General features: G+C 74.1%; 20 protein-coding genes. 15 read left to right on the top strand and 5 right to left on the bottom strand.

The window, feature by feature from the left end:
* Entirely contained in the window at nt 1–630 is a 630-nt protein-coding gene (locus ACH4PY_RS31340; RefSeq protein WP_398190661.1) for a MarC family protein, read from the bottom strand.
* 119 nt (nt 631–749) lie between these two features.
* Here ACH4PY_RS31340 and ACH4PY_RS31335 point away from each other — a divergent pair, with 119 nt between their 5' ends.
* The 7 genes from ACH4PY_RS31335 (at nt 750) to ACH4PY_RS31305 (ending at nt 8,775) form a co-directional block, all read left to right on the top strand.
* Nucleotides 750–2,441: an MDR family MFS transporter gene (locus ACH4PY_RS31335; RefSeq protein WP_398190658.1), complete on the top strand. Its 1,692-nt coding sequence runs from the start codon at nt 750–752 to the stop codon at nt 2,439–2,441.
* Between the two features lie 21 nt (nt 2,442–2,462).
* Nucleotides 2,463–2,924: a universal stress protein gene (locus ACH4PY_RS31330; protein ID WP_398190655.1), complete on the top strand. Its 462-nt coding sequence runs from the start codon at nt 2,463–2,465 to the stop codon at nt 2,922–2,924.
* Nucleotides 2,925–3,105: 181 nt separating this feature from the next.
* Nucleotides 3,106–5,643 carry a polysaccharide lyase family 8 super-sandwich domain-containing protein gene (locus ACH4PY_RS31325; protein WP_398190652.1) on the top strand — a complete coding sequence of 846 codons (2,538 nt, stop codon included), beginning with the start codon at nt 3,106–3,108 and terminating at the stop codon, nt 5,641–5,643.
* A 308-nt stretch (nt 5,644–5,951) separates the two neighbouring features.
* On the top strand, nt 5,952–6,848 hold the full coding sequence (locus tag ACH4PY_RS31320) for a TIGR04222 domain-containing membrane protein (RefSeq protein WP_398190649.1): 897 nt from the start codon (nt 5,952–5,954) through the stop codon (nt 6,846–6,848).
* Entirely contained in the window at nt 6,845–7,672 is an 828-nt protein-coding gene (locus tag ACH4PY_RS31315; protein WP_398190646.1) for a DUF692 domain-containing protein, read from the top strand. The genes ACH4PY_RS31320 and ACH4PY_RS31315 overlap by 4 nt, the downstream gene beginning before the upstream one ends.
* Nucleotides 7,669–7,887, top strand: coding sequence for a hypothetical protein (locus ACH4PY_RS31310; protein WP_398190643.1), 219 nt, complete (start codon nt 7,669–7,671; stop codon nt 7,885–7,887). The genes ACH4PY_RS31315 and ACH4PY_RS31310 overlap by 4 nt, the downstream gene beginning before the upstream one ends.
* A gap of 45 nt (nt 7,888–7,932) precedes the next feature.
* The gene (locus tag ACH4PY_RS31305; protein WP_398190640.1) at nt 7,933–8,775 is read left to right on the top strand and encodes a DUF3626 domain-containing protein; all 843 of its coding nucleotides are present in this window, start codon (nt 7,933–7,935) and stop codon (nt 8,773–8,775) included.
* 240 nt (nt 8,776–9,015) lie between these two features.
* Here ACH4PY_RS31305 and ACH4PY_RS31300 read toward each other — a convergent pair whose 3' ends face one another.
* Nucleotides 9,016–10,611 carry an FAD-dependent monooxygenase gene (locus ACH4PY_RS31300; RefSeq protein WP_398190637.1) on the bottom strand — a complete coding sequence of 532 codons (1,596 nt, stop codon included), beginning with the start codon at nt 10,609–10,611 and terminating at the stop codon, nt 9,016–9,018.
* Nucleotides 10,612–10,847: 236 nt separating this feature from the next.
* On the opposite strand from ACH4PY_RS31300, the gene ACH4PY_RS31295 reads away from it, so the two are divergent.
* Both ACH4PY_RS31295 and ACH4PY_RS31290 read left to right on the top strand, forming a co-directional pair.
* Entirely contained in the window at nt 10,848–12,521 is a 1,674-nt protein-coding gene (locus ACH4PY_RS31295; RefSeq protein WP_398190634.1) for a hypothetical protein, read from the top strand.
* Nucleotides 12,522–12,732: 211 nt separating this feature from the next.
* Nucleotides 12,733–13,164 (top strand): hypothetical protein, encoded by a 432-nt coding sequence (locus ACH4PY_RS31290; RefSeq protein ID WP_398190631.1) that lies wholly within the window; start codon nt 12,733–12,735, stop codon nt 13,162–13,164.
* A gap of 31 nt (nt 13,165–13,195) precedes the next feature.
* On the opposite strand, the gene ACH4PY_RS31285 is transcribed toward ACH4PY_RS31290, so the two are convergent.
* A complete protein-coding gene (locus tag ACH4PY_RS31285) occupies nt 13,196–14,014 on the bottom strand; it encodes a UbiA family prenyltransferase (RefSeq protein ID WP_398190628.1) in 819 nt (272 codons plus the stop codon).
* A 130-nt stretch (nt 14,015–14,144) separates the two neighbouring features.
* On the opposite strand from ACH4PY_RS31285, the gene ACH4PY_RS31280 reads away from it, so the two are divergent.
* From ACH4PY_RS31280 to ACH4PY_RS31270, 3 genes are read left to right on the top strand one after another with little or no spacing between them, the layout of a single operon-like run.
* Complete coding sequence (locus ACH4PY_RS31280) at nt 14,145–15,230, top strand: type III polyketide synthase (protein ID WP_398190625.1); 1,086 nt, start codon at nt 14,145–14,147, stop codon at nt 15,228–15,230.
* 6 nt (nt 15,231–15,236) lie between these two features.
* On the top strand, nt 15,237–15,752 hold the full coding sequence (locus ACH4PY_RS31275) for an isoprenylcysteine carboxyl methyltransferase family protein (protein WP_398190622.1): 516 nt from the start codon (nt 15,237–15,239) through the stop codon (nt 15,750–15,752).
* Nucleotides 15,749–16,780 carry an NAD(P)/FAD-dependent oxidoreductase gene (locus tag ACH4PY_RS31270; protein ID WP_398190619.1) on the top strand — a complete coding sequence of 344 codons (1,032 nt, stop codon included), beginning with the start codon at nt 15,749–15,751 and terminating at the stop codon, nt 16,778–16,780. Before ACH4PY_RS31275 ends, ACH4PY_RS31270 begins: the two co-directional genes overlap by 4 nt.
* Nucleotides 16,781–16,915: 135 nt before the next feature.
* On the opposite strand, the gene ACH4PY_RS31265 is transcribed toward ACH4PY_RS31270, so the two are convergent.
* Nucleotides 16,916–18,472 carry a glycoside hydrolase family 43 protein gene (locus tag ACH4PY_RS31265; protein WP_398190616.1) on the bottom strand — a complete coding sequence of 519 codons (1,557 nt, stop codon included), beginning with the start codon at nt 18,470–18,472 and terminating at the stop codon, nt 16,916–16,918.
* Nucleotides 18,473–18,838: 366 nt separating this feature from the next.
* Here ACH4PY_RS31265 and ACH4PY_RS31260 point away from each other — a divergent pair, with 366 nt between their 5' ends.
* Complete coding sequence (locus ACH4PY_RS31260; protein ID WP_398190613.1) at nt 18,839–19,963, top strand: LacI family DNA-binding transcriptional regulator; 1,125 nt, start codon at nt 18,839–18,841, stop codon at nt 19,961–19,963.
* Here ACH4PY_RS31260 and ACH4PY_RS31255 read toward each other — a convergent pair.
* Entirely contained in the window at nt 19,885–20,730 is an 846-nt protein-coding gene (locus ACH4PY_RS31255) for an MIP/aquaporin family protein (protein ID WP_398190610.1), read from the bottom strand. The genes ACH4PY_RS31260 and ACH4PY_RS31255 overlap by 79 nt on opposite strands.
* Before the next feature lie 281 nt (nt 20,731–21,011).
* On the opposite strand from ACH4PY_RS31255, the gene ACH4PY_RS31250 reads away from it, so the two are divergent.
* Both ACH4PY_RS31250 and ACH4PY_RS31245 read left to right on the top strand, forming a co-directional pair.
* Complete coding sequence (locus ACH4PY_RS31250) at nt 21,012–23,231, top strand: NADP-dependent isocitrate dehydrogenase (protein WP_398190607.1); 2,220 nt, start codon at nt 21,012–21,014, stop codon at nt 23,229–23,231.
* Nucleotides 23,232–23,422: 191 nt separating this feature from the next.
* Nucleotides 23,423–24,535 carry a sugar ABC transporter substrate-binding protein gene (locus tag ACH4PY_RS31245; RefSeq protein ID WP_398190604.1) on the top strand — a complete coding sequence of 371 codons (1,113 nt, stop codon included), beginning with the start codon at nt 23,423–23,425 and terminating at the stop codon, nt 24,533–24,535.
* The last annotated feature ends 11 nt before the right edge of the window (nt 24,536–24,546 follow it).

The raw sequence follows: 24,546 nt of genomic DNA, 5'->3' as shown, positions 1-24,546 counted from the left end.
TCAGGAGCGGTGCCCCAGCGCGCTGACGCCCAGGTCGAGCAGGCCGTCGAGGACGAGATCGACGCCGACGGCGGCCAGCAGCAGCCCGAGCAGCCGGGCCACCAGCTCGACGACGGTGTGGTGGGTGCGCTGGAGCAGCGGGCCGAGCAGCAGCACACACGCCAGGTCCACCGCGATGACGGTGATGAAGGCCGCGACCACGGTGCCGCGCCAGCCCCAGTCGGTGCGCTCGGCGGTCTCGATGAGCAGACCCGTCATCGCCAGCGGGCTGACCACGTACGGCATCAGCAGCTGCCGCAGCCCGCTGGTCAGGTCCGGCCCGTCGTCGCCCGGCCCCTCGGGCACCGTGTGCAGCCCGAGGACCAGGCCGACCGCGTAGAGGAAGAAGATGATCCCGCCGGCCAGCGCCAGCGCGGGTGTCGAGATGTGGAACAGCTCCAGCAGCCACGGAGACGACAGGCCGGTGGCCACGCCGATCAGCACCGCGCCCGCGGACGACACCAGCGCGATGACGCGCAGATCCCGCCGCGGGTGGTGCTGGGCGAGCCCGGCGAAGGCGAGCAGGACCTTGGGCGGCCCGATCACGGAGAAGAACGTGATGAAGGCGGCGGAGTACGTCAGGCTGATCATAACCGGCATCATGCGCAACAACGGGCCGCATAAAGGGTATTGACGCCTGTGCGTTCGAAGCTTCGGCCGCACGGCAGTATCGTTGCCCAGGGCAAGCAGGATCTGGAGAGAGAGACCCTATGAGCGCCCAAGCAGATGCCGCGCAGACCGGTACGGCCGCACCTCCGACAGGCTACTCGCACCGGCAGATCATGATCATCCTGTCGGGCCTGCTGCTGGCGATGTTCCTCGCCGCACTCGACCAGACGGTGGTCTCCACCGCCATCTACAAGATCGGTGAGAGCCTCAACGGACTGACCGCGCAGGCCTGGGTGACCACCGCCTTCCTCATCACCTCCACCATCGCCACCCCGCTCTACGGCAAGCTGTCCGACCAGTACGGCCGCAAGCCGTTCTTCCTCTTCGCGATATCCGTCTTCATCGTCGGCTCCGCGCTGTGCATGCTCTCCACGTCCATGTACATGCTCGCGGCCTTCCGGGCCTTCCAGGGCATCGGCGCGGGCGGTCTGTTCTCGCTGGCCTTCGCGATCATCGGCGACATCATCCCGCCGCGCGAACGCGCCAAGTACCAGGGCTACTTCATGGCGGTCTTCGGCACCTCCAGCGTGCTCGGACCCGTGATCGGCGGCTCCCTCGCCGGCCAGGACTCGCTGCTCGGCATCGACGGCTGGCGCTGGATCTTCCTGGTCAACGTGCCGATCGGGATCGCCGCGCTCGTCGTCGTCGCCAAGGTGCTGCACATCAAGCAGGACAAGCGCCCGCACAAGGTCGACTCCTTCGGCGCCACCGCCCTCGTCGTCGCGCTGGTGCCGCTGCTGATCGTCGCCGAGCAGGGCCGCGAGTGGGGCTGGGGCAGCGGCCGTTCGCTCGGCTGCTACGTCATCGGCGCCGTCGGCGTGGTCTGCTTCCTGCTCGCCGAGCGCCGCGCGGGCGAGGAGGCGCTGCTGCCGCTGCGGCTCTTCCGCAACGGCGTCTTCGCGCTGGGCTCCGCCCAGTCCGCGATCATCGGCATCGGGATGTTCGGCGGCATCACCCTGATCCCGTTCTACCTCCAGCTGGTCAAGGGCAACTCGCCCACCAAGGCCGGCCTGCTGATGCTGCCGCTGGTGCTGGGCATCATGGTCTTCTCGGCCGTCTCCGGCATCATCACCTCGCGCACCGGCCGCTACAAGATCTTCCCCGTCATCGGCTGCGCCCTGCTCGTCGCGGGCATGCTGATGCTCTGGCAGATCGACGCCGACAGCAGCCTTCTGTACGCGGACGGGGCGATGTTCCTGATCGGCGCGGGCCTCGGCCTGAACTTCCAGACCATCGTGCTGGCCATGCAGAACGCCGTCCCGCCGCAGGACATCGGCGTGGCGACGTCCTCGACGACGTTCTTCCGGCAGATGGGCGGCACCCTCGGCGTCGCCGTCTTCCTGTCCATCGTCTACTCGGTCGTCCCCGGCAAGATCAGCTCCGCCTTCGCCGCCGCCCGCGGCACGCACGACTTCCAGCAGGCCGCGGCCGCGCACCCCGACCAGCTCAAGACGCTGACCAGCGGCGGCTCCGACCGCCTCAACGACACGTCGTTCCTGAACCACTTCGACCCGGTGCTAGGCCACCCCTTCAAGGTGGGCTTCACCGACGCCATGAACGTCGCCTTCCTGGCCTGCGGCGGCGTCCTGGTGATCGCGATGCTGCTGTCCACCCTGCTCAAGGAGGTCCCGCTGCGGACCACCGGAGCGGCCTTCGAGAAGCGTGACGAGCCGGAGCCCGGCGCCGACGAGGCGACCACCGGGGCGGGCGGTGCCGACGGGCCGGCCGCGTAGCGGCGAACACGGCGCGAGGCCGTGGGATCCGAACGGGCCGCCGCCCCGCGGGGCGGCGGCCGGGTGGTCGTCGTGGGCGTGGACGACTCCGACTCCTCCTGGCGCGCCGTCGCCTACGCCGTCGGCCTGGCCCGCCGCCAGGACGCGCTGCTCGTGCTCGTCCACGTACTGCCGCAGCACGCATCCGCGATGTTCGGCGGCGTGGCCTGGATGCTCGCCACCGACGACGTCACACTCGCCGCACACCTGCGCGACCGCATCGCCCTCGGCCTCGGACCCGCCCCCGGACTGCCCGCGCCCCGCTGGGAGTTCCAGCTGCTGCGGTCGGCGAGCGTCGCCGCGGGCCTGGCGGCGACGGCGGACGAGCTGCGCGCCGACACCGTCGTCATCGGCACGTCCCGCGGACTGCGCCACCGGCTGTTCGGCTCGCCGGGCGTCCGCCTCGTCAGAACCCGCCGCTGGCCGGTGATCGTGGTGCCGTGAGCGGCCCCCGGGGGCGCCGCCGCGGGCCGCGCGCCCGGTCGGTGCGCTGGTCGCGGGGCGGGGCGGATGCGCGGGACGTGTGTCGCACCCCGTGACAGCCGGGGCCACGGTTGCTTGAATGCGGGAGGCGCCCGGCCTGCCGCGGCGCCGCCGCTGTCCGCCGACCGCTGGAGCGTCCGCCGTGCAGATGTCCCGCCGTACCCTGCTCTCGACGCTCCCCGCCGGGGCGCTGCTGGCCCTCGCCGGGCGGATACCCGCCGCGTCCGCCGCCGACCCGGACGACGCCGCCCGCGTCGTCGCCAACGCCACCGCCGTCTTCTGCGGCACCGCGGACTCCAACGCCCGCCCCGAGGTGGCCGGCAAGCTCGCCGCGATCCAGTCCGCCGCCACCTCGCACCTCGCCGCCATGGACGCCGCGGGCAGCGGCGAGCTCTTCCACGGCGTGGACCTCGGCACCAGCGACCCGCATCTGAGCACCTCCTTCCAGTACCTCTACGAGATCGCCGTCGCCACCCGCGCCCCCGGCTCCGCGCTGCTCGCCGACACCGCCGTGCAGCAACGCGTCATCGACGGCCTGACCTGGCTCTACGACCACTACTACGGCGACCAGTCGGCCGGCTACTACGGCAACTGGTTCACCTGGGAGATCGGCATCTCCACCTACGCCAGCCGCACCCTGGTGCTGCTCGGCGACACCCTCGCCGCCACCGCGCCCGCGCTGACCGCCACCTATGTCGCCGCGATGGACGCGTACCTGCGCAACGGCAAGAACGGCGACGTCGACCTCGACTCGCGCTTCCACACCGGCGCCAACCTCGCCGACATCACCACCAACCGCGTCCTGCAGGGCGCCGCGCTCGGCGACGCCGCCCGTATCACCAAGGCCGTCACCGACCAGCTCACGGTCTACGCCACCGTCGACCCGTACGCGCTCCGGCACGGCGTCACCGACGGCTTCTACGCGGACGGCTCCTTCCTCCAGCACTCCTCCGTCGCCTACACCGGCTCCTACGGCACCGGGCTGCTCACCCGCGTCACGCAGACCGTCAAACTCCTCGACGGCACCGGCTACGCCCCCGACGGCGGCGGCCTCGCCGACATCGCCGCCGGATGGGTCGCCGACAGCTTCGCGCCGCTGATCGTCGAAGGCTGGATGACCGAGGCGGTCAAGGGCCGCGCCGTCTCCCGGACCGGCACCGGATACGCCGACACCGCCCCCGTCATCGAGGCCGTCACCGACCTGTCCGGCCACGCCACCGGCGAGCGCGCCACCGCCCTCGCCTCGTACGTCAAGCACCTGCGGCAGGTCACCCGGGCGGCGCCCGACCCGGCCGGCTTCGTCTCCCCGGTCAGCGTCGCCGCCTACGCCGCGATCCTCGCCGACCCCGGAGTGCCCGCACGCGACATCAACCCCGCCGCGCTGCACAGCGCCTACCCCGCCATGGACCGCAGCGTCCACCGACGCCCCGGCTGGACCTTCGTGCTCGCCCGCAGCTCCGCGCGCATCAGCGGCTACGAGTACATGAGCGGCGAGAACCTGCTGCCCTGGCACCAGGGCGCCGGCGCCCACTACCTCTACCTCGCCGGGCAGGACCAGACCGCGGCCTTCGGCGTCGACTACTTCACCACCGTGCCGCCCGACCGGCTCGCCGGCGTCACCGCCCCCGACGAACCCCGGCTCAGCGTCCCCGAGCTGTACGGCACCCAGTGGTACGACAACCCCGCCGCCGGATTCACCTCCTCCTCGGAGTCCCAGAACACCTACGTCTACTTCCCGCGCGGCACCAACACCCACTCCGGCGGCGCCGCCCTCGGCCCCTACGGCAGCGCCGCCATGGTCTACGCGCCCGACGCGGCCTGGACCGCAGCGCAGGCGGGCCTGCTCCCCGACGGCTTCACCGCCTACCGCGCCGCCGACGCCACCAGGTCCTGGTTCATGCTCGACGACGAGATCGTGGTGCTCTCCGCCGGGGTCGGCGACCGCGCCGGGCGCGCCGTCACCACGACCGCCGACGCGCGCATCGCCGGGGCGTCCGCCGCGATCGCCCTCACCGGCCGCACCCGCGACGGCGCCCCCGTCACCGGGCCCGGCACCGCGCCGCTGGCGTGGCTGCGGTACGCCGACACCACGCAGGGCACCGCGGTCGGCTACGCCCTCCTCGGCCCGCACCGGCCCGACGCCACGGTGGGACTCGACACCGTCACCCGCAGCCGCCGCTCCGTGCGGCTGACCAACCCCGACACGGCCGTCACCAAGCAGGTCTTCACCCTCACCTTCCACCAGGCCGCGGGCGCCCCGCACACGGCCTTCGCGTACGCCGTCCTCCCCGGCGCGAGCGAGTCCCGGCTGCGGGCGTACGCCGCGGGCGGGCCCGTCTCGGTGCTCGCCAACACCACCGCCGTCCAGGCCGTACGCCACGCCGGACTCGGCCTGCTCGGCGTCAACACCTTCACACCGGGCCGGCACCGGACCGGACGCCTCACCGTCGACGGGGCGGCCTGCGTGCTGGTGCGCGAGGCGCGCGACGGGACGGTGGAGGTGGCCGTCGCCGACCCCACCACCACCCGGGACACGGTGACCGTCCACCTCGCCGGCCGCCCCCTGCGCCCCGTCGCCCCGTCCCCCGGCATCACCGCCCGCGCGGGGGTGGGCGGCACGACGCTGCGGGTGACGACCCGCCACACGTACGGGGCGTCCCTGAGCATGACCTTGCGGTGACCTCGCCGGAGGGGGTGCGCCCCGGGCTGCCCCGGGAGGTGCGTTTCGCGGCCCCACGGCAGCGGACGGTTGCGCGCGCGGTTCCCCGCGCCCCCGAAACGCTCGCCCGTTGCCGCGCGGAGGGGCTCTCGCGTACCGCGCGCAGGGCAACACACCAGGGGCGCGTGCAGGGCCTCCGAGGCGGGATTTCTGGGGGAGAACCGTGCGCGCGACCACCCACGCACCGCATGGTTGCGGGGGCGCCCCGCGGGCCGGGCCCGGGAACCGGAGGAGTTGAGGGGGCGTCACCCCGGGTGGAGGTGACAGGAATGAGCGGACCCCATTTCCTCGCCGTCTACGCGGCGGCGTTCGTCCTCGCCGGCATCGGCACCGCCCTCGTGCGGTCGGCACAGGGCAAACGACTGCGCGCGACGGTGCCGAGCACCGTCGCGCCCGCACCCGACCCGTACACCGTCGCCGTCCTGAGCGGCGGCCGCACCCGCGTCGTGGACACCGCCGTGCACGCGCTCGTCACCGGGGGCGGGCTGCGGGTCGGGCGCGACCACCGGATCACGCCGTGCGGCACTCCCGTGCCCGCCGACGCCGTGGCCGCGGACGTCGTCGCGGCGGTCGGCGGCCCGCACGGCGCCACCCTGTCCGAGGTCCGCTCGCGGGTCGCCGACCGGGCGGCCGCCCGGCAGGTCGCCACGGACGCCACCGCGCGCGGGCTGCTGCTGGCCCCGGGCAAGCGCGCGTCGCTCGCCTTCGCCGCGCTCGCGCCGATGCTCGCGGTCTTCTGCGCCGGGGTGGGCCGGCTCGGCTACGGCGTGCACCGGCACCACCCGGTGGGCCTGCTGCTGGCGGAGCTGGCGGTCAGCGCGATCATCCTGCTCGTCGTCGGCAGCTCCACGCCGCGCCGCACCGCCGCGGCCGAGCGGATGCTGGAGCAGGCCCGCGGCATGGCCCCGTCCGCCGCGGCCCCGGCGCACGCCGGGCAGCCCGCGGTGCTCGCCGACAGCCCGCTGATGCCCGCCGCGGTGATGGGCGTCGCGCTCATCGGCGCCGGGGCGGTCCTGGACGGCGATCTGCGCGACGCGCTCTTCGGCGGCCTGAGCACCGGCTCCTCCGGAGGCGGCGGCAGCGGCTGCGGCACGGACTCGGGCGGGAGCGGCGGCGGTTGCGGCGGCGGAGGGTGCGGGGGAGGCTGCGGCGGGTGCGGGGGATGACGCCCGCCCCGGCCCCCGAACTGGGCTACGGCATCGGGTGGCGCCGCCCCATCGACCTCACCGTCGAACGCCTGCCCGGCGTCGACTTCGTCGAGGTCATCGCGGAGAACCTCGACCCGCGGCGGCTCTTCCCGTCCCTGGAGGCGCTGCGGGAGCGCGCGGTCCCGGTGGTGCCGCACGGCGTCTCGCTGTCGCTGGGCGGCGCGGAGCGCCCCGACCTCGCGCGGCTCGCACACCTGGCCGCCTGCGCGAAGGCGCTGGACGCGCCACTGGTCAGCGAGCACATCGCCTTCACCCGGGCGGGACAGTGGGAGGCCGGGCACCTGATCCCGGTGCCGCGGACACGGGACACCGTCGCCGTCGTCGCCGAGAACGTCAGGATCGCGCAGGACCACCTGCCCGTACCACTCGCGCTGGAGAACATCGCACCGCTGCTCGCCTGGCCCGGCGAGGAGCTGACGGAGGGGCAGTTCCTCACCGAGATCGCGGAGCGCACGGACGCTCTGCTGCTCGTGGACGTGGCCAACCTGCACACCGCCCGGGTGAATCTCGGCATCGACCCACACCGCGTCCTGCGGGAGCTGCCGCTGGAACGCCTGGGGTACGTGCACGTCGCCGGGGGCGTCGAACGCGACGGGGTGTGGCACGACACCCACACCCACCCGGTGCCCGCGCCCGTACTCGACCTGCTCGCCGACCTCGCGGGCCGGGCCCGGCTGCCCGGCGTCCTCCTCGAACGCGACGGCGCCTACCCGACCGACGCCGAACTGGCGGGCGAACTCGCCGCGATCCGCGCGGCCGTCGCGCGCGGGCGCCCCGCATGACCGCGGCCGAGCGGGCCGCCCTGGGCGCGGCCCAGGAAGCGCTGCTCGCCGCGCTCGTGGGCGGCGCGGACGCCCCGCCCGGCTTCGACCCGGAGCGCCTCCGCGTCCAGGCCGCCGTCCTGAGCGCCAAACGCCACCACCACGCCTCGCACGCCGCCGCACCCGTCCCCCGCCCCGGTCTCCTCCACCGCCTGACCGGCCGGGGCACGCCGTAGGGAAACCGGGTGCGCCGGCCACCCGCCGGGCGGAACACTGTGCGGATGAGCTCCGCGGTCTCCCTCACCCCGCAGGAACGGGCACTCGGCCACGTCGCCGGGCTGGCCTCGGGCCCGCCGCTGGACCCCGCGCTGCGGGTGACCCTCAACTTCCACCCGGACCGCACGGTGCGCGGCAGGCCCATCCTGGACGCGATGGCCGAGGACGGCGTCTACCGCTCGCAGTTCGTGACGGGCACGAGCAACGGCGGGCTGACCGCCCACCCCGGCGGCGACCGGTGGCGCTGGGAGAGCCGGATCTTCGCCGGGGCGTACGACGACGCGCCCGCCCACGAGCGGCCCGTCTACGGCGCGCTCAACTTCCGCGGCAAACCCGCCGGCGCCGCGCCGCGGTTCGGCTCCGCCCACTTCCGGCTCACCGCCGAGCCACTGGCACGGACCACCTTCTGCTACCCCGACAGCTTCCACGAGCCCGCCGACTTCGGTGTGGCCGCGCGCATGCCCCTCGTCGCCCTGGCCCTCGCCGACGACCAGGACGACCTCGACGACTACGTAGAGGCCCAGGTCCACGGCCCCGTCCGCCCGGACCGGCACGTGGAGGCGCTCGTCCTCGACCCCTGCTACCGCGGCACCCCCGTCGAGGCCGGGGCGCTGCGCCTGGGCTGCCCTGTCGAATGGCACGGCGGCTTCCGGCTCACCCTCACCGAACTGCGCCGCCACCCCGCCTACCGGGGCCCGCAGTACGTCGACCTCGCCACCCGGATCGCCGTCGACGGCCTCCTCGACCCCCGCATCCTCGGAACCGCCGCAACCTCCGGCACCCACGACCCCCAGGCCCTCAAAAAAATCTGGCACTACCTGGCCCGCTTCGGCCCCCCCACCCCCTGACCACCCCGACAGCGACCCGGTCGACGCCCGACCACAGGTGGCAGGCGGGCTGCCGCTCCTGCGGGTGGGGGTGAGCGCCCCGTCAGGGGCGCGTGGGGGTACCTCCCAGGCGGAGCTCTGGGGGAGAACTGCGCGATCAGCCACGATGGCGGCTCGGTCGGCGTCTTACCGCAGGTGGCAGGCGGGTTGCCGGCGCCCTCGGCCCCGGCAGAGGCCCCCGGGCGGCAGCCCGTTCGCCCCCTAAGCCGCCCGCAGGGACTCGTGGAGGTGCGCCGTGAGCGCCCCCGGAGTGGGGGACGGGAAGCGGGCGGAGAGGTGGCCGTCGGGGCGGACGACGAGGGCCTCGGGCGGCACCGCCCGGTAGGCCCGGCGGAAGGCGGCGTCGCGGTCGTGGACGCGCGGTACCCCGAGCCCGTCGCCGGGCGCGCCGGGCGCGAGGACCGCGAAGACGTTGAGCCGCCCGCGCGCGGCGCTGCGCGCGGCGGTCGCGCAGGCCCGCAGCTCCTGCACGGGGGAGTCCTCGTCGGCGTACAGCAGCAGCGTGTGGTGCGGGCTGCGCAGCAGGTCGAAGAGCCGTACCGGGTAGGCGGCGATGTCGCCGGTGAGCCCGTGGCAGTCGGGCGCCCGGTCACCGGGCCGGGGTCCGTCGCCGCCGGGGTCGGGGGTGACGACGGGGCTGCCCGCGTAGGAGACGAGGAGTTGCGCCTCGCGCAGCACGTCCGCCTCCGCGCCGCCCTGCCGGGCGTGCAGCACCGTCCGTTCCACCACTTCCGCGCCGACCGGCCGCCGCTCCGCGCCGTAGCTGTCGAGCAGCCCGTCCGCCGCGGCGTCCTGCACGGTGAGGGCGAGTTTCCAGGCGAGGTTGTACGCGTCCTGGATGCCGGTGTTCATGCCCTGCGCGCCGGTGGGCGGGTGGATGTGGGCGGCGTCACCGGCGAGGAAAACGCGTCCGGCGCCGTAGCGTTCGGCGAGCCGGTGGCCGATGCGGAAGACGGACGACCAGCGCATCCGCCGCGCGGTGACCTCCCGCGGCGAGAGCCGGTCGAGCACGGCCTGGATGTGCCCCAGCTCCGGCGCCCGCCCGGCTTCCAGGCCGTGCGCGGCCTCCGCGTCCTGCGGCGCGCCGCCCGCCAGTTCGGCGGGCACCCGCATCGACATCCGGTAGCGGCCGCGTCCGGGCAGCGGTACGCACACCAGCAGGTCGTCGATGCCGCCCGCGGCGTCGTGGTGGAGCGAGCGGACGGCGTAGCCGGGCGGCAGGTCCCAGTCGACCTCGACGTCACCGAGCATGTACTCCTCGGGGAAGGCGTCCCCCTCGAAGGCGATGCCCAGCTCGTGCCGGGTGCGGCTGTGGGCGCCGTCGCAGCCGACGAGGTAGCGGGCCCGTACGGTCTCGGCGCCGCCGGGCGCGCCGAGCCGGGCGCGCACCCCGTCGTCGTCCTGTTCGAGGCCGAGCAGTTCGGTGCCGCGTTCGACGCGGCCGCCGTACGCCTCCAGGTGCCGGGTCAGCAGCCGCTCGGTGGCGTCCTGCGGCAGCGCCGCGAAGCCGTACGGCACGTCCGGCGGCAGGTTCAGCTCCACCCGCGGACCTGGGCGGCCGTCGACGAAGACCAGCTGGCCGTACAGCGGTACGGCGGCGTCGAGGGCGTCGCGCACCAGCCCCATCGCGTCCCACACCTCGAAGGTGCGCGGCAGCACCCCGACCGCCCTGGCGTACGGCTGCGGTTCGGTGCGCCGGTCCACGATCCGGCAGCCGACGCCGCGGCGGCGCAGCTCCAGCGCCGTGGTCAGCCCGACCGGGCCCGCGCCCACGACCAGCACCTCGGTCTCGCCCATGCTCGCTCCCCGGCGTCGGGAGGTCCCCCGGGGAGGGCGCGGCACGCGCCGCCACCGCCCCCGGCTGTCACCCGTCCAGCCTGCGCCCGCCCCGCCTGCACCGCATCTTCACCCGTCCGGGGGGAACCGGCGGGCTGTCCCCGGCATCAGATATAAATGGGCCTTCACGCGCTCGGCGGCGCCGGTACGCGCGTACTTTCCGTGGGTGGGGTCCGGATTTCTCGGGGGGATGTGCCATGAGCTGGGGCCAGCAGGGCGACAACGGCGGCGGCTACGGGGGAAGTGGCGGCCACCCGGGCGGAGGTGGCGGCGGTGCCTTCGGCCCGCCCCCGCCGATGCCCCCGACCCCGCCTCCGCCCCCGCCGTTCGGCCCGCCGCCGGTGCCCCCGGCCCCGCCGGTCCCGCCCGCGCCCGCCGACCCGCTGCGCGCCGTGGCCGTGGGCCTGCTCAACCTCAGCGGCCTCGGCCTGGGCTACCTGCTGACGCGCCGCTGGCTCGCCCTCGCGGTGGCGCTCATCGGCACCGGCATATTCCTGGTCACCGTGCTGCCCGCCGACGCGGACGGCGTGTCCGGCGGCATGCTCGTGACGTACCTGGTCTTCCTCGCGCTGACCGCCGTGCACGGCGGTCAGCGCGGACTACGCACCCGGCTGTCCTTCCCGCCGCAGGCGCCGCTGGCCCTGCTGATGGGCCTGGTGCTGCTCGCGGTGCCGGCCGGCGCGGTCGTCTACTACAAGGGCGCCAAGGACGACGCCGTCCAGCAGCAGTTGCTGGACCGGCTCGACAAGGCCGACAAGCTCGTGCAGACGGCCAAGGCCAAACCGTTCGCGTCCGCCAAGAGCGACTTCGACTCCGCCCTCGGCACATACAACGACCTGCACACCAAGCACGCGGACTCCAAGGCCGGCAAGAAGGTGCCGGACCGGATGCAGACCTTCTACACCGCCGTCGGCGGGGCGTACGAGCAGAAGAAGTACTGCGACGCGATAGAGCCGCTCACCTACCTGCGCACGACGGTCCCGCAGCACATCGACGCCAAGGCCGTCGGCACCCTCGCCGGCTGGCCCGACGACAGGCTCGCGACCTCGCTCTACGAATGCGGCTGGACCGAGCTGACGTCCTACACCGACGGCGCCGCGAGCGAGAGCGGCAAGCTCGGCACGCTGCTCACCACCTTCCCCCACTCGCCGCAGGCCGCGAAGGTCGAGCCGGCGCTGCGCGCGGAGATCGACAGCGCCGGCAAGCTCGTCACGGGCAGCGACCCCTGCTCGGCGCTCGACAAGCTGAACACCCTCGGCTCCGACGCCGCCGACCTGCCCGGCGACAAGGCCGGTGTCGCCGGCACGCTCGACGCCGATGTCCGTAAGGCGAACGGCTACTCCGAGACCGGCATGTACAACTGCGGCGTGTCGCAGTACAAGGACGGCAGCTTCGACGACGCGCTGGACACGCTGAACAAGTTCAAGGACAAGTACCCGAAGGACAAGAACCGCGCCTCCGCCCAGAAGATCGCGATCGCCGCGGAGATAGCCACCAAGATCCCCGCGGCGGGCAAGAAGATGCCCGGCAACGGCAGCGGCGGCTCCATCAGCGTGACCTTCACCAACGACAGCCCCGACCCGATCCAGATCCTCTACACGGGCAAGACCACCGGCAGTTTCACCCTCAAGGGGTGCAGCGGGTGCAGCGCCTACCTGAGCGACTCCCTCGCGCAGAGCCTGGCCTGCAAGGACAGCAAGGCGCACTACGCCAAGCACACCCTGCACCTGCCCGCCGGGACGTCGTACATCATGCAGAAGCCGCTCGACGCGAGCGACGACACGACGCCGGTCGCCGACACCCGCAACTTCCAGGGCGGCTACATCTACACCCAGTGCGCGTACGTCCTCCAGTCGTACGGCAGCCTCTGACGTTCCGACGCCCGACCTCTGACGGCGGCACCTGACGGCCGCGCCCCCGGATCTCCGGCGGGCGCGGCCGTCGGCGTGAAACCGGCCGTGGTCCGTCCCCCGGGCGGCCGACCACGGCGCGCGGCCGGGCCGCGCGGGACGCAGTCTGACCGGGAGGCGGCCGCACCGTCGCCACGGCGGGACGAGTGACGACGAGGTGAAGGAGCCCGCGATGCCGAGCCCCGTGCTGGAGTGGACCGCCCGCGTGCTGGCCGCCGCCGGGCTGGCGGTCGACGCGTACGTCCACGCCGACCTCGCCCCGCAGTACGACGCGGTGAAGGCCACCTTCAGCCAGGGCGACCTCTTCCGCATCGAGGCGGCGATCTCCGCGCTGGCCGCCCTTCTCGTCCTGGTATGGCGGCGGCTGCCCTCCGCCGTCTTCGGCTGGCTCGTCGCGGCGGGCGGCTTCGCGCTCATCATGATCTACCGCTACGTGGACGTCGGAAAGCTCGGTCCGGTGCCGGACATGTACGAGCCGGTCTGGTACACGGAGAAATGGGTGGCCGCGGTGGCCCAGCTGGTGGCCGTCGCGGCCTGCCTGGTGCTGATCCCGCTCGACCTGCTGGCGTTGCGCGCCCGGCGGCACCGCAGGTCGGTGCGCTGATCCGCGCACCGCAGGTCGGTGCGCCGATCCGTCAGCGCGGGCCGAGCGAGCCGCCGTGCAGCACCAGCAGGGCCACGGCGGTGACGGCGAGGACCAGCGTCGTCAGGAACGGCAGCCGGCTCGCGGCCGCCGGGCCCGCCGGTGCGGCGGTCGTCACCGCCGCGAGGACGCCGGTCAGGACGAGCGCCGCCCAGCCCGCCGGCCCCACCGGTCCCGGTGGCCCGAACACCAGCACCGCCGACGCGGCGAGCAGCGGCAGCGGGCCCAGCACCCGGCAGCGCCGGGCACCCAGCCGCTGCGGCAGGCCGCGGACCCCCGCGGCCAGATCCGCGTCGATGTCCGGCAGCACGTTCGTGACGTGCGCGCCCACACCGAGCAGCGCGCCCGCCGCGAGCGCCCACCCCGGCGGCCACGGACGCCCCGGCAGGCCCAGCGTCACGAACGCCGGGAGCAGGCCGAAGGCGAGCGCGTACGGCAGCCACGAGGCCGCCGTGCGCTTCACCCCGAGGTTGTACGCCCACGCCGCCGCCACCCCCGTGAGGTGGGCGGCACCGGCGAGGCGGCCCACCGCGAGGGAGAGCGGGACGCACGCGGCGAGCGCGAGGCCCGCGGCGGCGGCGATCGTGCCCCGGGACGCCCCGCCCGCCGCCACCGGTTTGTCGCGGCGGGCGGCCGCGGTGTCCCGCGCGGCGTCCACGGCGTCGTTGCACCAGCCGACCGACAGCTGGCCGCTCAGCACCGCGGCGGCGAGCAGCACGCAGTGGCCGGTGTCCGCGCCGGAAGCCGCCGCGAGGACGCCCATCACACCGGTGACGGCGGCGCACGCCTCCGGATGACTCGCCCTCACCACGCCCCACACCCTCCCCACTTTGCCCCGCCGCTGTCCCCGCCCCCCGCTGCCACGCCGGTCCGCCCCTCCCGGGGGGCGACACGACCGGGTGGCGGGGTAAATCGGGTCAAGTCATACGTATGCTGAGCAAATGACCCGAATCGGCGCCGTCCACACGGCGCTTCCGCCGTACCGGTACGAGCAGTACGAGATCACGGAAGCGCTCGCGAGCATGGCGCCGGACGGCGCGGCAGGGCGGACGCCGCAGGACCGCACCCGCGCACCCGGGCGGGACGTCCTCGCGCGCATGCACGCCGCGTCCGGCGTGCGGACCCGCCACCTCGCCCTCCCCCTCGAGCGCTACGCGCGGCTCACGAGCTTCGGCGAGGCCAACGACCTGTTCATCGAGCAGGCCCAGGTGCTGGGCGGCGAGGCGGTGGCGGGCGCGCTGGACGCGGCCGGTGTCGCGCCGGACGAAGTGGATCTGGTGATCTCCACCTCGGTCACGGGCGTGGCCGCCCCGTCCGTGGAGGCGCGGCTCGCGGGGCGGCTGGGGCTGCGGCCGGACGTGAAGCGGCTGCCGCTGTTCGGGCTGGGGTGCGCGGGCGGGGCCGCGGGCCTCGCGCGGCTGCACGACTACCTCCAGGCGCGCCCGCGCGCGGTGGCCGTGCTGCTGTCGGTGGAACTGTGCTCGCTGACGCTGCAACGCGGCGACACCTCCGCGGCCAACGCCGTGGCGGGCTCGCTGTTCGGTGACGGCGCCGCCGCGGTCGTCGCGGTGGGACGGGACCGCGCGGCGTCCGGGCCGGAGGTGGTGGCGGCCCGCAGCAGGCTCTACCCGGACACCGGGGACCTGCTCGGCTGGCACATCGGCGCGGGCGGCTTCCGTATCGTGCTGGGCGGCGAGCTGCCCCGCCTGGTGCGCCGTCATGTGGGGCCGGAGGTCGAGGACTTCCTCGCCGGGCACGGGCTGAAGCCGCGGGACGTGACCGGCTGGGTGTGCCATCCGGGCGGCCCGCGCGTGCTGGAGGCGGTGCGCGAGGCACTGGACCTGCCGGCCCGCGCGCTGGAGGCGTCCTGGCGCTCGCTCGCCGAGGTCGGCAACCTCTCCTCGGCGTCGGTGCTGCACATCCTGCGGGACGTGCTCGCGGGGGAGCGCCCGCTGCCCGGCAGCCCGGGGCTGGTGCTGGCGATGGGGCCGGGCTTCTGCTCCGAGACCGTCCTGCTGCGCTGGTAGCCGCCGATGTCCGGGTACACCCTGCTGGTGCTGACGGTCGCCGCCGAGCGGCTGCTCGAACTGGCCGCGGCGCGCCGCGGTGCGCGCTGGAGCTTCGCGCGCGGCGGCACGGAGTACGGCGCCGGGCACTACCCGGTGATGGTGCTGCTGCACACCGGGCTGCTGGCCGGCTGCCTGGCCGAGGTCCACGCCATGGGACGGCCCTTCGTCCCCGCGCTGGGCTGGCCGATGCTGGGGCTCGCGCTCGGCGCGCAGGCGCTGCGGTGGTGGTGCATCGGCACGCTGGGGCCGCGCTGGAACACCCGGGTGATCGTCGTCCCCGGCCTGCCGCTCGTGGACCGCGGGCCGTACCGGGTGCTGCGGCACCCCAACTACCTGGCCGTGGTGGTGGAGGGCGCGGCGCTGCCGCTGGTGCACGGGGCGTGGCTGACGGCGCTGTGCTTCGGCCTGGCGAACACCGCGCTGCTCGCGGTGCGGCTGCGGTGCGAGAACGCCGCGCTCGCGGCGGCGGCCCCCGCGTGATCGACCTGCTGGTGGCGGGCGGCGGCCCGGCGGGCCTGGCCACCGCGATCCACGCCGCCCGTGCGGGCCTCGACGTGGTCGTCGCGGAGCCCCGGCCGGGGCCGGTGGACAAGGCGTGCGGGGAGGGCCTGATGCCCTCGGCGGTACGGCGGCTGGCCGCGCTGGGTGTGGACGTGCCCGGAGCCCCGCTGCACGGCATCGCCTACCTCGACGGGCGGCACCGCGCCGAGGCCCGCTTCCGCGGCACGCCCGGCCGGGGCGTGCGCCGCACCGCGCTGCACAGCGCGCTCGCGGCCACCGCGGCGGGCCTCGGCGTACCTGTCCTGCCGCTGCGGGTCGACGGAGTGCGGCAGGACGCCCGCAGCGTCACCGCCGCCGGGATCACCGCCCGCTACCTGGCCGCGGCCGACGGCCTGCACTCGCCGCTGCGGCGCGCGCTGCGGCTCGGCGCGGACACCGGCCCGGCGGCGCCGGGGGAGCGGCCCGCCCGCTACGGGCTGCGCCGGCACTTCGCGGTGCCGCCGTGGAGCGACGTCGTCGAGGTGCACTGGTCGGCGCGCGCCGAGGCGTACGTGACGCCGGTCGGGCCGGACCTGGTGGGCGTCGCGGTGCTGACCGCCGACCGCGGCCCGTTCGCCGCGCAGCTCGCCGCCTTCCCCCGGCTGCTGGAGCGGCTGCCCGCGCAGGCCGCGACCGCCGCCCGCGGCGCGGGTCCGCTGCGGCAGCGGGTACGGGCCCGGGCGGCGGGCCGGGTCCTGCTGGTCGGCGACGCGGCGGGCTACGTCGACGCGCTGACCGGCGAGGGCATCGCGGTCGCCCTGGCGGCGGCCGAGCAGCTGGTGTCCTGCGTGCTGGCGGACCGCCCGCAGGACTACGACGCGGCGTGGCGCCGCGTCTCCCGCGACTACCGGATGCTGACCGGCTCCCTGCTGTGGCTGCGCGCCCGCCCGTGGTCGGCCCGCCGCATCGTCCCGGCCGCCGCCCGCTGCCCGGCCCTGTTCACCTCCGCGGTCAACCGGCTGTCCTGAGCCCGCCGCGCGGGGTCCGGTGCCGGGGACGCCCCCCTCAAGGCGTCCCCGGCGGTGGCGCCGTACGCCCGGCCCACGCGCCGGGCGTACGGCTCTCCCTCCCCGCACCGGCGGCGGGGTCCATGGGGGGAGTGGCTATCCGGCCGCGGGGCCGTAGCGGAACCAGTCGTAGTCGGCGTGGCCCGTGCCGCCCGCGGGGCCGGTCGCGTACGGGCCGAGGTAGACGCCGGTGAAGCCGCCGGCCACCTGGCTGCTGAGGAAGCGGCCGTCGACGGTGCCGACGTCGCGGCGGCCGTCGGGGGACTGGGTGACGGAGAAGGTGTAGTGCTGTCCGCGGGTGCGCAGGCCCAGCCGCAACGGACCCGGGCCGACCGGGAGTTCGCCGCGTACCGTGCCGGTGCCGGCGTTGTGCTCGGTGAGCCGCACCACCGTGCCCCCGTCCGCGGCGGTCGTGACCAGCAGCGTGATGTGGTGGGTGTCGTTCTGGAGCACCGCGAGCCCGGCGGCCTCGCCGGGCTCGCCCGGCGTGAAGTCCAGCTCGGTCTCGGCGGCGCAGTCGATGTGCTGCTGGCGGCGCCCGGCGAAGGCGGGGGTGCTGCGTTCGGCGAGGGTCTGCGGGAGCAGCCGCAGCCGCAGGTGGCCGGGCCGCTCGGTGAGGCTGTACGCGTCGGTGGCGGGGCCGCGCAGCAGGTTCCAGACGGCGGTGTCGAGCGTGCCGGCGTCGAAGTGGTCGGTGGTGTCCGGCACCGGCCAGGGGTGCGCGGACAGCGCGACCTCGACGTGGTCGGTGAGCCGTCCCTCGCCGGGGTTGAAGACCGGCCAGCCGTGCTCCCACTCGACGCGGGCCAGGAACGTCTCGCGGCCCAGGTTGGAGTGCGGGCCGCCGTAGACGCGGGAGGCGAGCGCCAGCGCGTACCAGTCGCCGGCCGGGGTCTGCACGAGGTCGGCGTGGCCCACGCCGGACACCGGGTAGGAGCGGCCGAGGTGGCGGTGGGTGAGCACCGGGTTGCCGGGGTGGTTCTCGTACGGGCCGGTCAGCTCGCTGCTGCGGGCCACGGTCACGGCGTGCTCGTGCTCGGTGCCGCCTTCCGCGAGCAGCAGCACGTACCGGCCGTCGACCTTGTACAGGTGCGGGCCCTCGGCCCAGCGGGCGTCGACCAGGGCGCCCCGGAAGAGCACGTGCTCGGGGCCGGTGAGCTTGCCGGCCTCCAGGTCCAGGGCGCGCAGCCAGATCTCGGTGCGGCCGCCGGTGCCCGGGATCTCGCGGGTGCCGAGCAGATGGGCCGAGCCGTCGTCGTCGAAGAAGAGCGAGGGGTCGAAGCCGGGGGCCTCGGGCAGCCACACCGGGTCGGACCAGTCGCCCGCCGGGTCGTCGGCGCTGAGCAGGAAGTTGCCGGAGGCGCCGCGCCCGCCGACGACCGTGCAGACCAGGTGGAAGCGCCCGTCGGCGTACCGCAGGGTCGGCGCGTAGATGCCGCCGCTCGCCCGGATGCCGCCGAGGTCGATCTGGTCGGCGCGGTCGACGGCGTGACCGATCGGCCGCCAGTGGACGAGGTCGCGGCTGTGGTGCAGCGGGATGGCGGGGTGGTAGGCGAAGGACGAGCTGGCCAGGTAGTAGTCCTGCCCGACGCGGACGACCGAGGGGTCGGGGAAGCAGCCGGGGAGGACCGGGTTGGTCGCCGTGAGGGTCATGGGTGATGCGTGTCCTTCGCTGGCCGAAACGTTTCGGGCGCACAGCGCAGACCGCGCCAGGTCTGCGGCCGGGTCGCCGGAGACCCGGTCAACGCTCTCGTGGTCATCGGCGCTGACCACGAGAACGCCGCCGTGCCCGCCGCGGCGGGCGGGAAGGTGCCCGCGCGGAGGTCTGGTGGGACGCCCCGGAGCGTCGAAACTTGCGAAATGCTTTCGGAAGTTTCAGCGTGACGTTAGAAGCGAGGACCGGTCCCGTCAACCCTCCCGCCGCAACTCGCCCGCGCCGCGGGCCCGTCCGTCCGCCGTACGGCCGCGACCGGGCCCGCGTCCGCCGCGCACCCGTGCTGCGGGCCCTGGGCGTTGCCTATGCTGGGAGCCCACCTGCGACAGGAGGCACCGGTGGCGGCAGACAGCGCGGGCCGGGTCACGATCGCCGACATCGCCCGCGAGGCCGGGGTGTCCCTGCCCACGGTCTCCCGGGTGCTCAACGGGCGCAGCGACGTGGCCGCGGCGACCCGGCGCCGTATCGAGGACCTGCTGGCCGAACACGGCTACCGGCGCCGCGCCGGCAGCGGCACCGGCCGCGCCAACCTCGTCGACCTGGTGTTCAACGACCTCGACAGCCCCTGGGCGGTGGAGATCCTGCGCGGTGTGGAGAAGGTCGCGCACGCCGCCGGGGTCGGCGCGGTGGTCTCCGCGGTGCACCACCACGCGGCCTCCATGCAGCAGTGGCTGGTCGGGGTGCGCTCGCGCAACTCCGACGGCGCGATCCTCGTCACCTCGCAGCCTGCGCCGCAGCTGAACGCCGAGCTGCGGCGGCTCGGCATGCCGCTGGTGGTGATCGACCCCGCCGGTGTGCCGACCTTCGACATCCCGACCATCGGCGCCACCAACTGGGCCGGCGGCCGCAGCGCGGTGCTGCACCTGCTGGGCCTGGGCCACCGCCGGATCGGCATCATCACCGGGCCGCCCGCCCTGCTGTGCAGCCGGGCCCGGCTGGACGGCTACCGCGCCGCCCTGGAGTCGGCGGGCGCCGAGGTGGACGACGCCCTGGTGCGGGAGGGGGACTTCTCGCACGAGTCGGGCTTCGCCCTCGGCGCCGAGCTGCTGGCCGCCGACCGCCCGCCGACCGCCGTCTTCGCCTCCAGCGACCAGATGGCGCTGGGCGTCTACGAGGCGGCCCGGCAGCGCGGGCTGCGGGTGCCGGACGACCTGAGCGTGGTCGGCTTCGACGACCTCCCGCAGGCCCGCTGGTCGCCGCCGCCGCTGACGACGGTGCGGCAGCCGCTCGCCGAGATGGGCGCGGCCGCCGCCGACATGCTGCTGCAGCTCGTCCAGGGCCGTACCCCCGACGTGCTGCGGGTGGAGCTGTCCACGTCCCTGGTGGTCCGGGACAGCTCCGCCGCGCCGCGTCAGGACTCCGACGCCGGCACCCGGCCCGGCGGCTCGGGCTCGGCGGTGGGCAGGAACCGCCCCACGAAGATCTTGTAGATCGCCCCGCCCAGCACCCCGCCGACCAGCGGGCCGACGATCGGCACCCACCAGTAGAGATTGCCCCATTGGTCCCGCCAGGCGGTGTGGTAGCCGGTGATGAAGCTGGCCAGCCGGGGGCCGAGGTCACGGGCCGGGTTGATGGCGTAGCCCGCGTTGGCGCCGTAGGCCATGCCGATCGCCACCACGATCAGGCCGATGATGAAGGCGCCGAGGTTGGCGCCCGGCGGGGTGTTGAGCACGTCGGTGACGGCCAGGATCAGGATCAGCAGGATCGCGGTGCCGATCACCTGGTCGCGGAAGGCGCCCCACTCGTGGACCCCGGCGTTCAGCGAGCCGTTGCCCGGCAGCGTGGAGAAGACGATCTGCGTCTTGAAGGTGTGCCCGGGGTCGGCGTGCCCGAGGATCTCGCTGTAGTTCCAGCGCACGATCAGCGCCGCGACGAAGGCGCCCGCGGTCTGCGCGAGCGCGTACGGCAGCACCTTGCGCCAGGGGAAGCCCTTGAAGGTCGCGAGCGCCACCGTCACCGCGGGGTTGAGGTGCGCGCCGCTGAGCCGGGCGGCCACGTACACGCCCAGCGTCACGCCCAGGCCCCAGGCCCAGGCGATCGCGTCGTGGCCGCCGAGGCCGCCCTTGGGCTGGGTCAGCTCGCCGCCCGCGACCACCTGGGCGACCACCCCGGCGCCGATCAGCAGCAGGATCATCGTCCCGGCGAATTCCGCCGCCAGCTCGCCGACCAGTCCTGAGCCCCGTGCACGTGACGCCATGGCTACCGCTTCCCGCCGGCCCCCGCGGGCCGACTGTGGTCGCTGTCGGTGCGCGCACCGCTCCGGTGCGTGAGGGCTCCACCGAAACACGGTCGCGGCGCGCGGGCGCGCGGGATTAGCCCGTCCGGTCGGAGCGCGGCCGGGTCGTGTGGGCGGACGAGGGGGCGCGCCGGCGCGGGTGCGCCCCCTCGTCGTGCTCCCGACGGCAACGGGATATCTTGATATCAAGCAATGTTCTCGAAGCCGGCAACGTAGTGCTGGAAACTGGAGCGGAGTAACCGGTGGCTGACTCGACCATCATCTATACGCACACCGACGAGGCGCCGGCCCTGGCGACGTATTCGTTCCTGCCGGTGATCGAGGCCTACGCCTCGACGGCCGGCGTCACGGTCGAGAGCCGTGACATCTCGCTCGCGGGCCGGATCATCGCTGCCTTCCCGGAGTACCTCCAGGAGGAGCAGCGGATCGACGACGCGCTGGCGGAGCTGGGCCGGCTGGCCCGCACCCCGGGTGCCAACATCATCAAGCTGCCGAACGTCTCGGCGTCCATCCCGCAGCTCAAGGCCGCCGTCGCCGAGCTCCAGCAGCAGGGCTACGCGCTGCCCGACTACCCGGACGACCCGGCGTCGGACGAGGCGCGCGACATCCGCGCCCGCTACGACAAGGTCAAGGGCAGCGCCGTCAACCCGGTGCTGCGCGAGGGCAACTCCGACCGCCGCGCCCCCGCCTCGGTCAAGAACTACGCCAAGGCCCACCCGCACCGCATGGGCGCGTGGACGCCGGAGTCCAGGACCAACGTGGCGACCATGTCGGCCGACGACTTCCGCAGCACCGAGAAGTCCGCGGTGATCGCCGCCGACGGCGCCCTGCGCATCGAGCTGGCCGGTGACGACGGCAGCACCACCGTGCTGCGCGAATCGGTGCCGGTGCTGGCCGGCGAGGTCGTCGACGCCTCCGTGATGCGGGTCGCCGCGCTGCGCGAGTTCCTGGCCGCCCAGGTCGCCCGCGCCGAGGCCGAGGGCGTGCTGTTCTCGGTGCACCTGAAGGCCACCATGATGAAGGTCTCCGACCCGATCATCTTCGGCCACGTCGTCCGCGCCTTCTTCCCGAAGACCTTCGCCGAGTACGGGGCGGCGCTCGCCTCCGCCGGGCTCACCCCGAACGACGGCCTCGGCGGCATCCTCAAGGGCCTGGAGTCGCTGCCCGAGGGGGACAGGGTCAAGGCGTCCTTCGAGGCCGAGCTCGCCGCCGGCCCGCGGCTGGCCATGGTCGACTCCGACCGCGGCATCACCAACCTGCACGTGCCCAGCGACGTCATCGTGGACGCCTCGATGCCGGCCATGATCCGCACCTCCGGCCACATGTGGGGCCCGGACGGCAACGAGGCCGACACCCTCGCGGTCATCCCGGACAGCAGCTACTCCGGCGTCTACCAGACCGTCATCGACGACTGCCGCGCGCACGGTGCCTTCGACCCGGCCACCATGGGCTCGGTGCCGAACGTCGGCCTGATGGCGCAGGCCGCCGAGGAGTACGGCAGCCACGACAAGACCTTCGAGATCCCCGTCACCGGCACCGTCCGGGTCCTGGACGGCAGCGGCGAGGCGGTCCTGGAGCAGGTCGTCAGCGCCGGCGACATCTTCCGGATGTGCCAGACCAAGGACGTGCCGATCCGCGACTGGGTCAAGCTCGCCGTCACCCGGGCCCGCGCCACCGGCGTCCCGGCGGTCTTCTGGCTGGACGAGACCCGCGCGCACGACGCCAACCTGATCGCCAAGGTCCGCGCGTACCTGCCCGAGCACGACACCGACGGCCTCACGATCGAGATCATGACGCCGCAGGCCGCCACCGCCTACTCGCTGGAGCGCATCCGCCGAGGCGAGGACACCATCTCGGTGACCGGCAACGTGCTGCGCGACTACCTGACCGACCTCTTCCCGATCCTGGAGCTGGGCACCAGCGCCAAGATGCTCTCGGTCGTCCCGCTCATCAACGGCGGCGGCCTGTTCGAGACCGGCGCCGGCGGCTCCGCGCCCAAGCACGTCCAGCAGCTGGTCAAGGAGAACTACCTGCGCTGGGACAGCCTGGGCGAGTTCTTCGCGCTCGCCGCGAGCTTCGAGCACCTGGCGAACGCCACCGGCAACGCCAGGGCGCAGATCCTCGCCGACACCCTGGACCGCGCGACCGGCACCTTCCTCAACGAGGACAAGTCGCCGAGCCGCCGCCTCGGCGGTATCGACAACCGCGGCAGCCACTTCTACCTCGCCCTGTACTGGGCGCAGGAGCTGGCGTCGCAGTCCGACGACCCGGCTCTCGCGGCTGCCTTCGAGGGGCTCGCGAAGACCCTCGCGGAGCAGGAGGAGGCCATCGTTACCGAATTGATCGCTGTCCAGGGCGAGCCCGCGGACATCGGCGGCTACTACCAGCCCGACCCCGCGAAGGCGGCCGCCGTGATGCGCCCGTCGGCCACGTTCAACCAGGCCATCGCCTCCCTGGGCTGATCTAACGCCCTTTCGGACACCTGTCCGCAACACCCCCGTCACCCCGGCCGGTCGTCACCGAGCCGGGGTGACGCGTCTCGGTGCGTTATCCCTCCGATGATTTACTTCTTGACGCGCGGCCAGGGTGCCGAGTTGACTTCGCGGCACATGGGCCGCGTCGTGGCGGCCTTATCAGGGGAGGCACCGCCGCAATGAACACGACTGCCCGCCGAATAGTCGTAGGAACCGCAGTGGCCGCGCTGGCGCTCACCATGGGCGCGTGTGGCAAGGCCGGTGACAAGAAGTCCGACAGCAAGGACAGCAGCAGCTCCAGCAGTGACGGCGGCGGCAACAAGTCGATCGGTCTGCTCCTGCCGGACACCGTCACGGCCCGCTACGAGAAGTTCGACAAGCCGCTCATCGAGCAGAAGATCCAGGAGCTGTGCTCCGACTGCCACGTGGAGTACGCCAACGCGGGCGGCGACCCGGCCAAGCAGGCGCAGCAGGTAAGCGCGATGATCGCGAAGGGCGTCAAGGTGCTGATCCTCGACGCGCAGGACTACGTCGGCATCAAGTCCTCGGTCCAGGCGGCGGTGGACAAGGGCATCAAGGTCGTCGCGTACGACCGTCTCGCGCAGGGCCCGGTGTCGGCCTACGTCTCCTACGACAACGAGAAGGTCGGCGAGCTCCAGGGCCAGGCGCTGCTGGACGCGATGGGCGCGAGTGCCACCCCGCAGTCCAAGATCATCATGATCAACGGCGACGACGCCGACCCCAACGCGGCGGAGTTCAAGCAGGGCGCGCACAAGGTCCTGGACGGCAAGGTGACCGTCGCCTACGAGCAGACGGGCCTGTGGAAGGGTGACGTCGCCAACCAGAAGGTCACCGCGGCGATCCAGTCCGTCGGCAAGAAGAACGTCAAGGGCGTCTACTCGGCCAACGACACGATGGCCGGCGGTATTGCCACCGCCCTGCACGCCGCGGGTATCAGCGTGCCGCTGACCGGCCAGGACGCCGACCTCGCCGCGATCCAGCGGATCCTGGTGGGCACCCAGACCTCCACGGTCTACAAGGCCGCCAAGCCGGAGGCCTTCGCGACCGCCGAGATCGCGGTGGACCTGCTCCAGGGCAAGGACTTCAAGTCCGTCGCCGACACCACCAAGAAGAGCGGGTCCGGCGAGATGGTGCCGGCCAAGCTGCTCGACGCGGTCTCGGTGACCAAGACCAACATCAAGGACACCGTGCTCGCCGACGGCACCTATACCGCCGCGCAGATCTGCACCGGTGACGCCGCCTCCGCCTGCGCCGCGGCCGGCATCAAGTAACCCCACCGCAC

The organism is Streptomyces sp. NPDC021224 (assembly GCF_044332905.1).
In the GTDB taxonomy this organism is placed as follows: domain Bacteria; phylum Actinomycetota; class Actinomycetes; order Streptomycetales; family Streptomycetaceae; genus Actinacidiphila.
The sequence above is the reverse complement of the archived record's forward strand: the minus strand, read 5'-3'. Positions and strand labels throughout refer to the sequence as shown.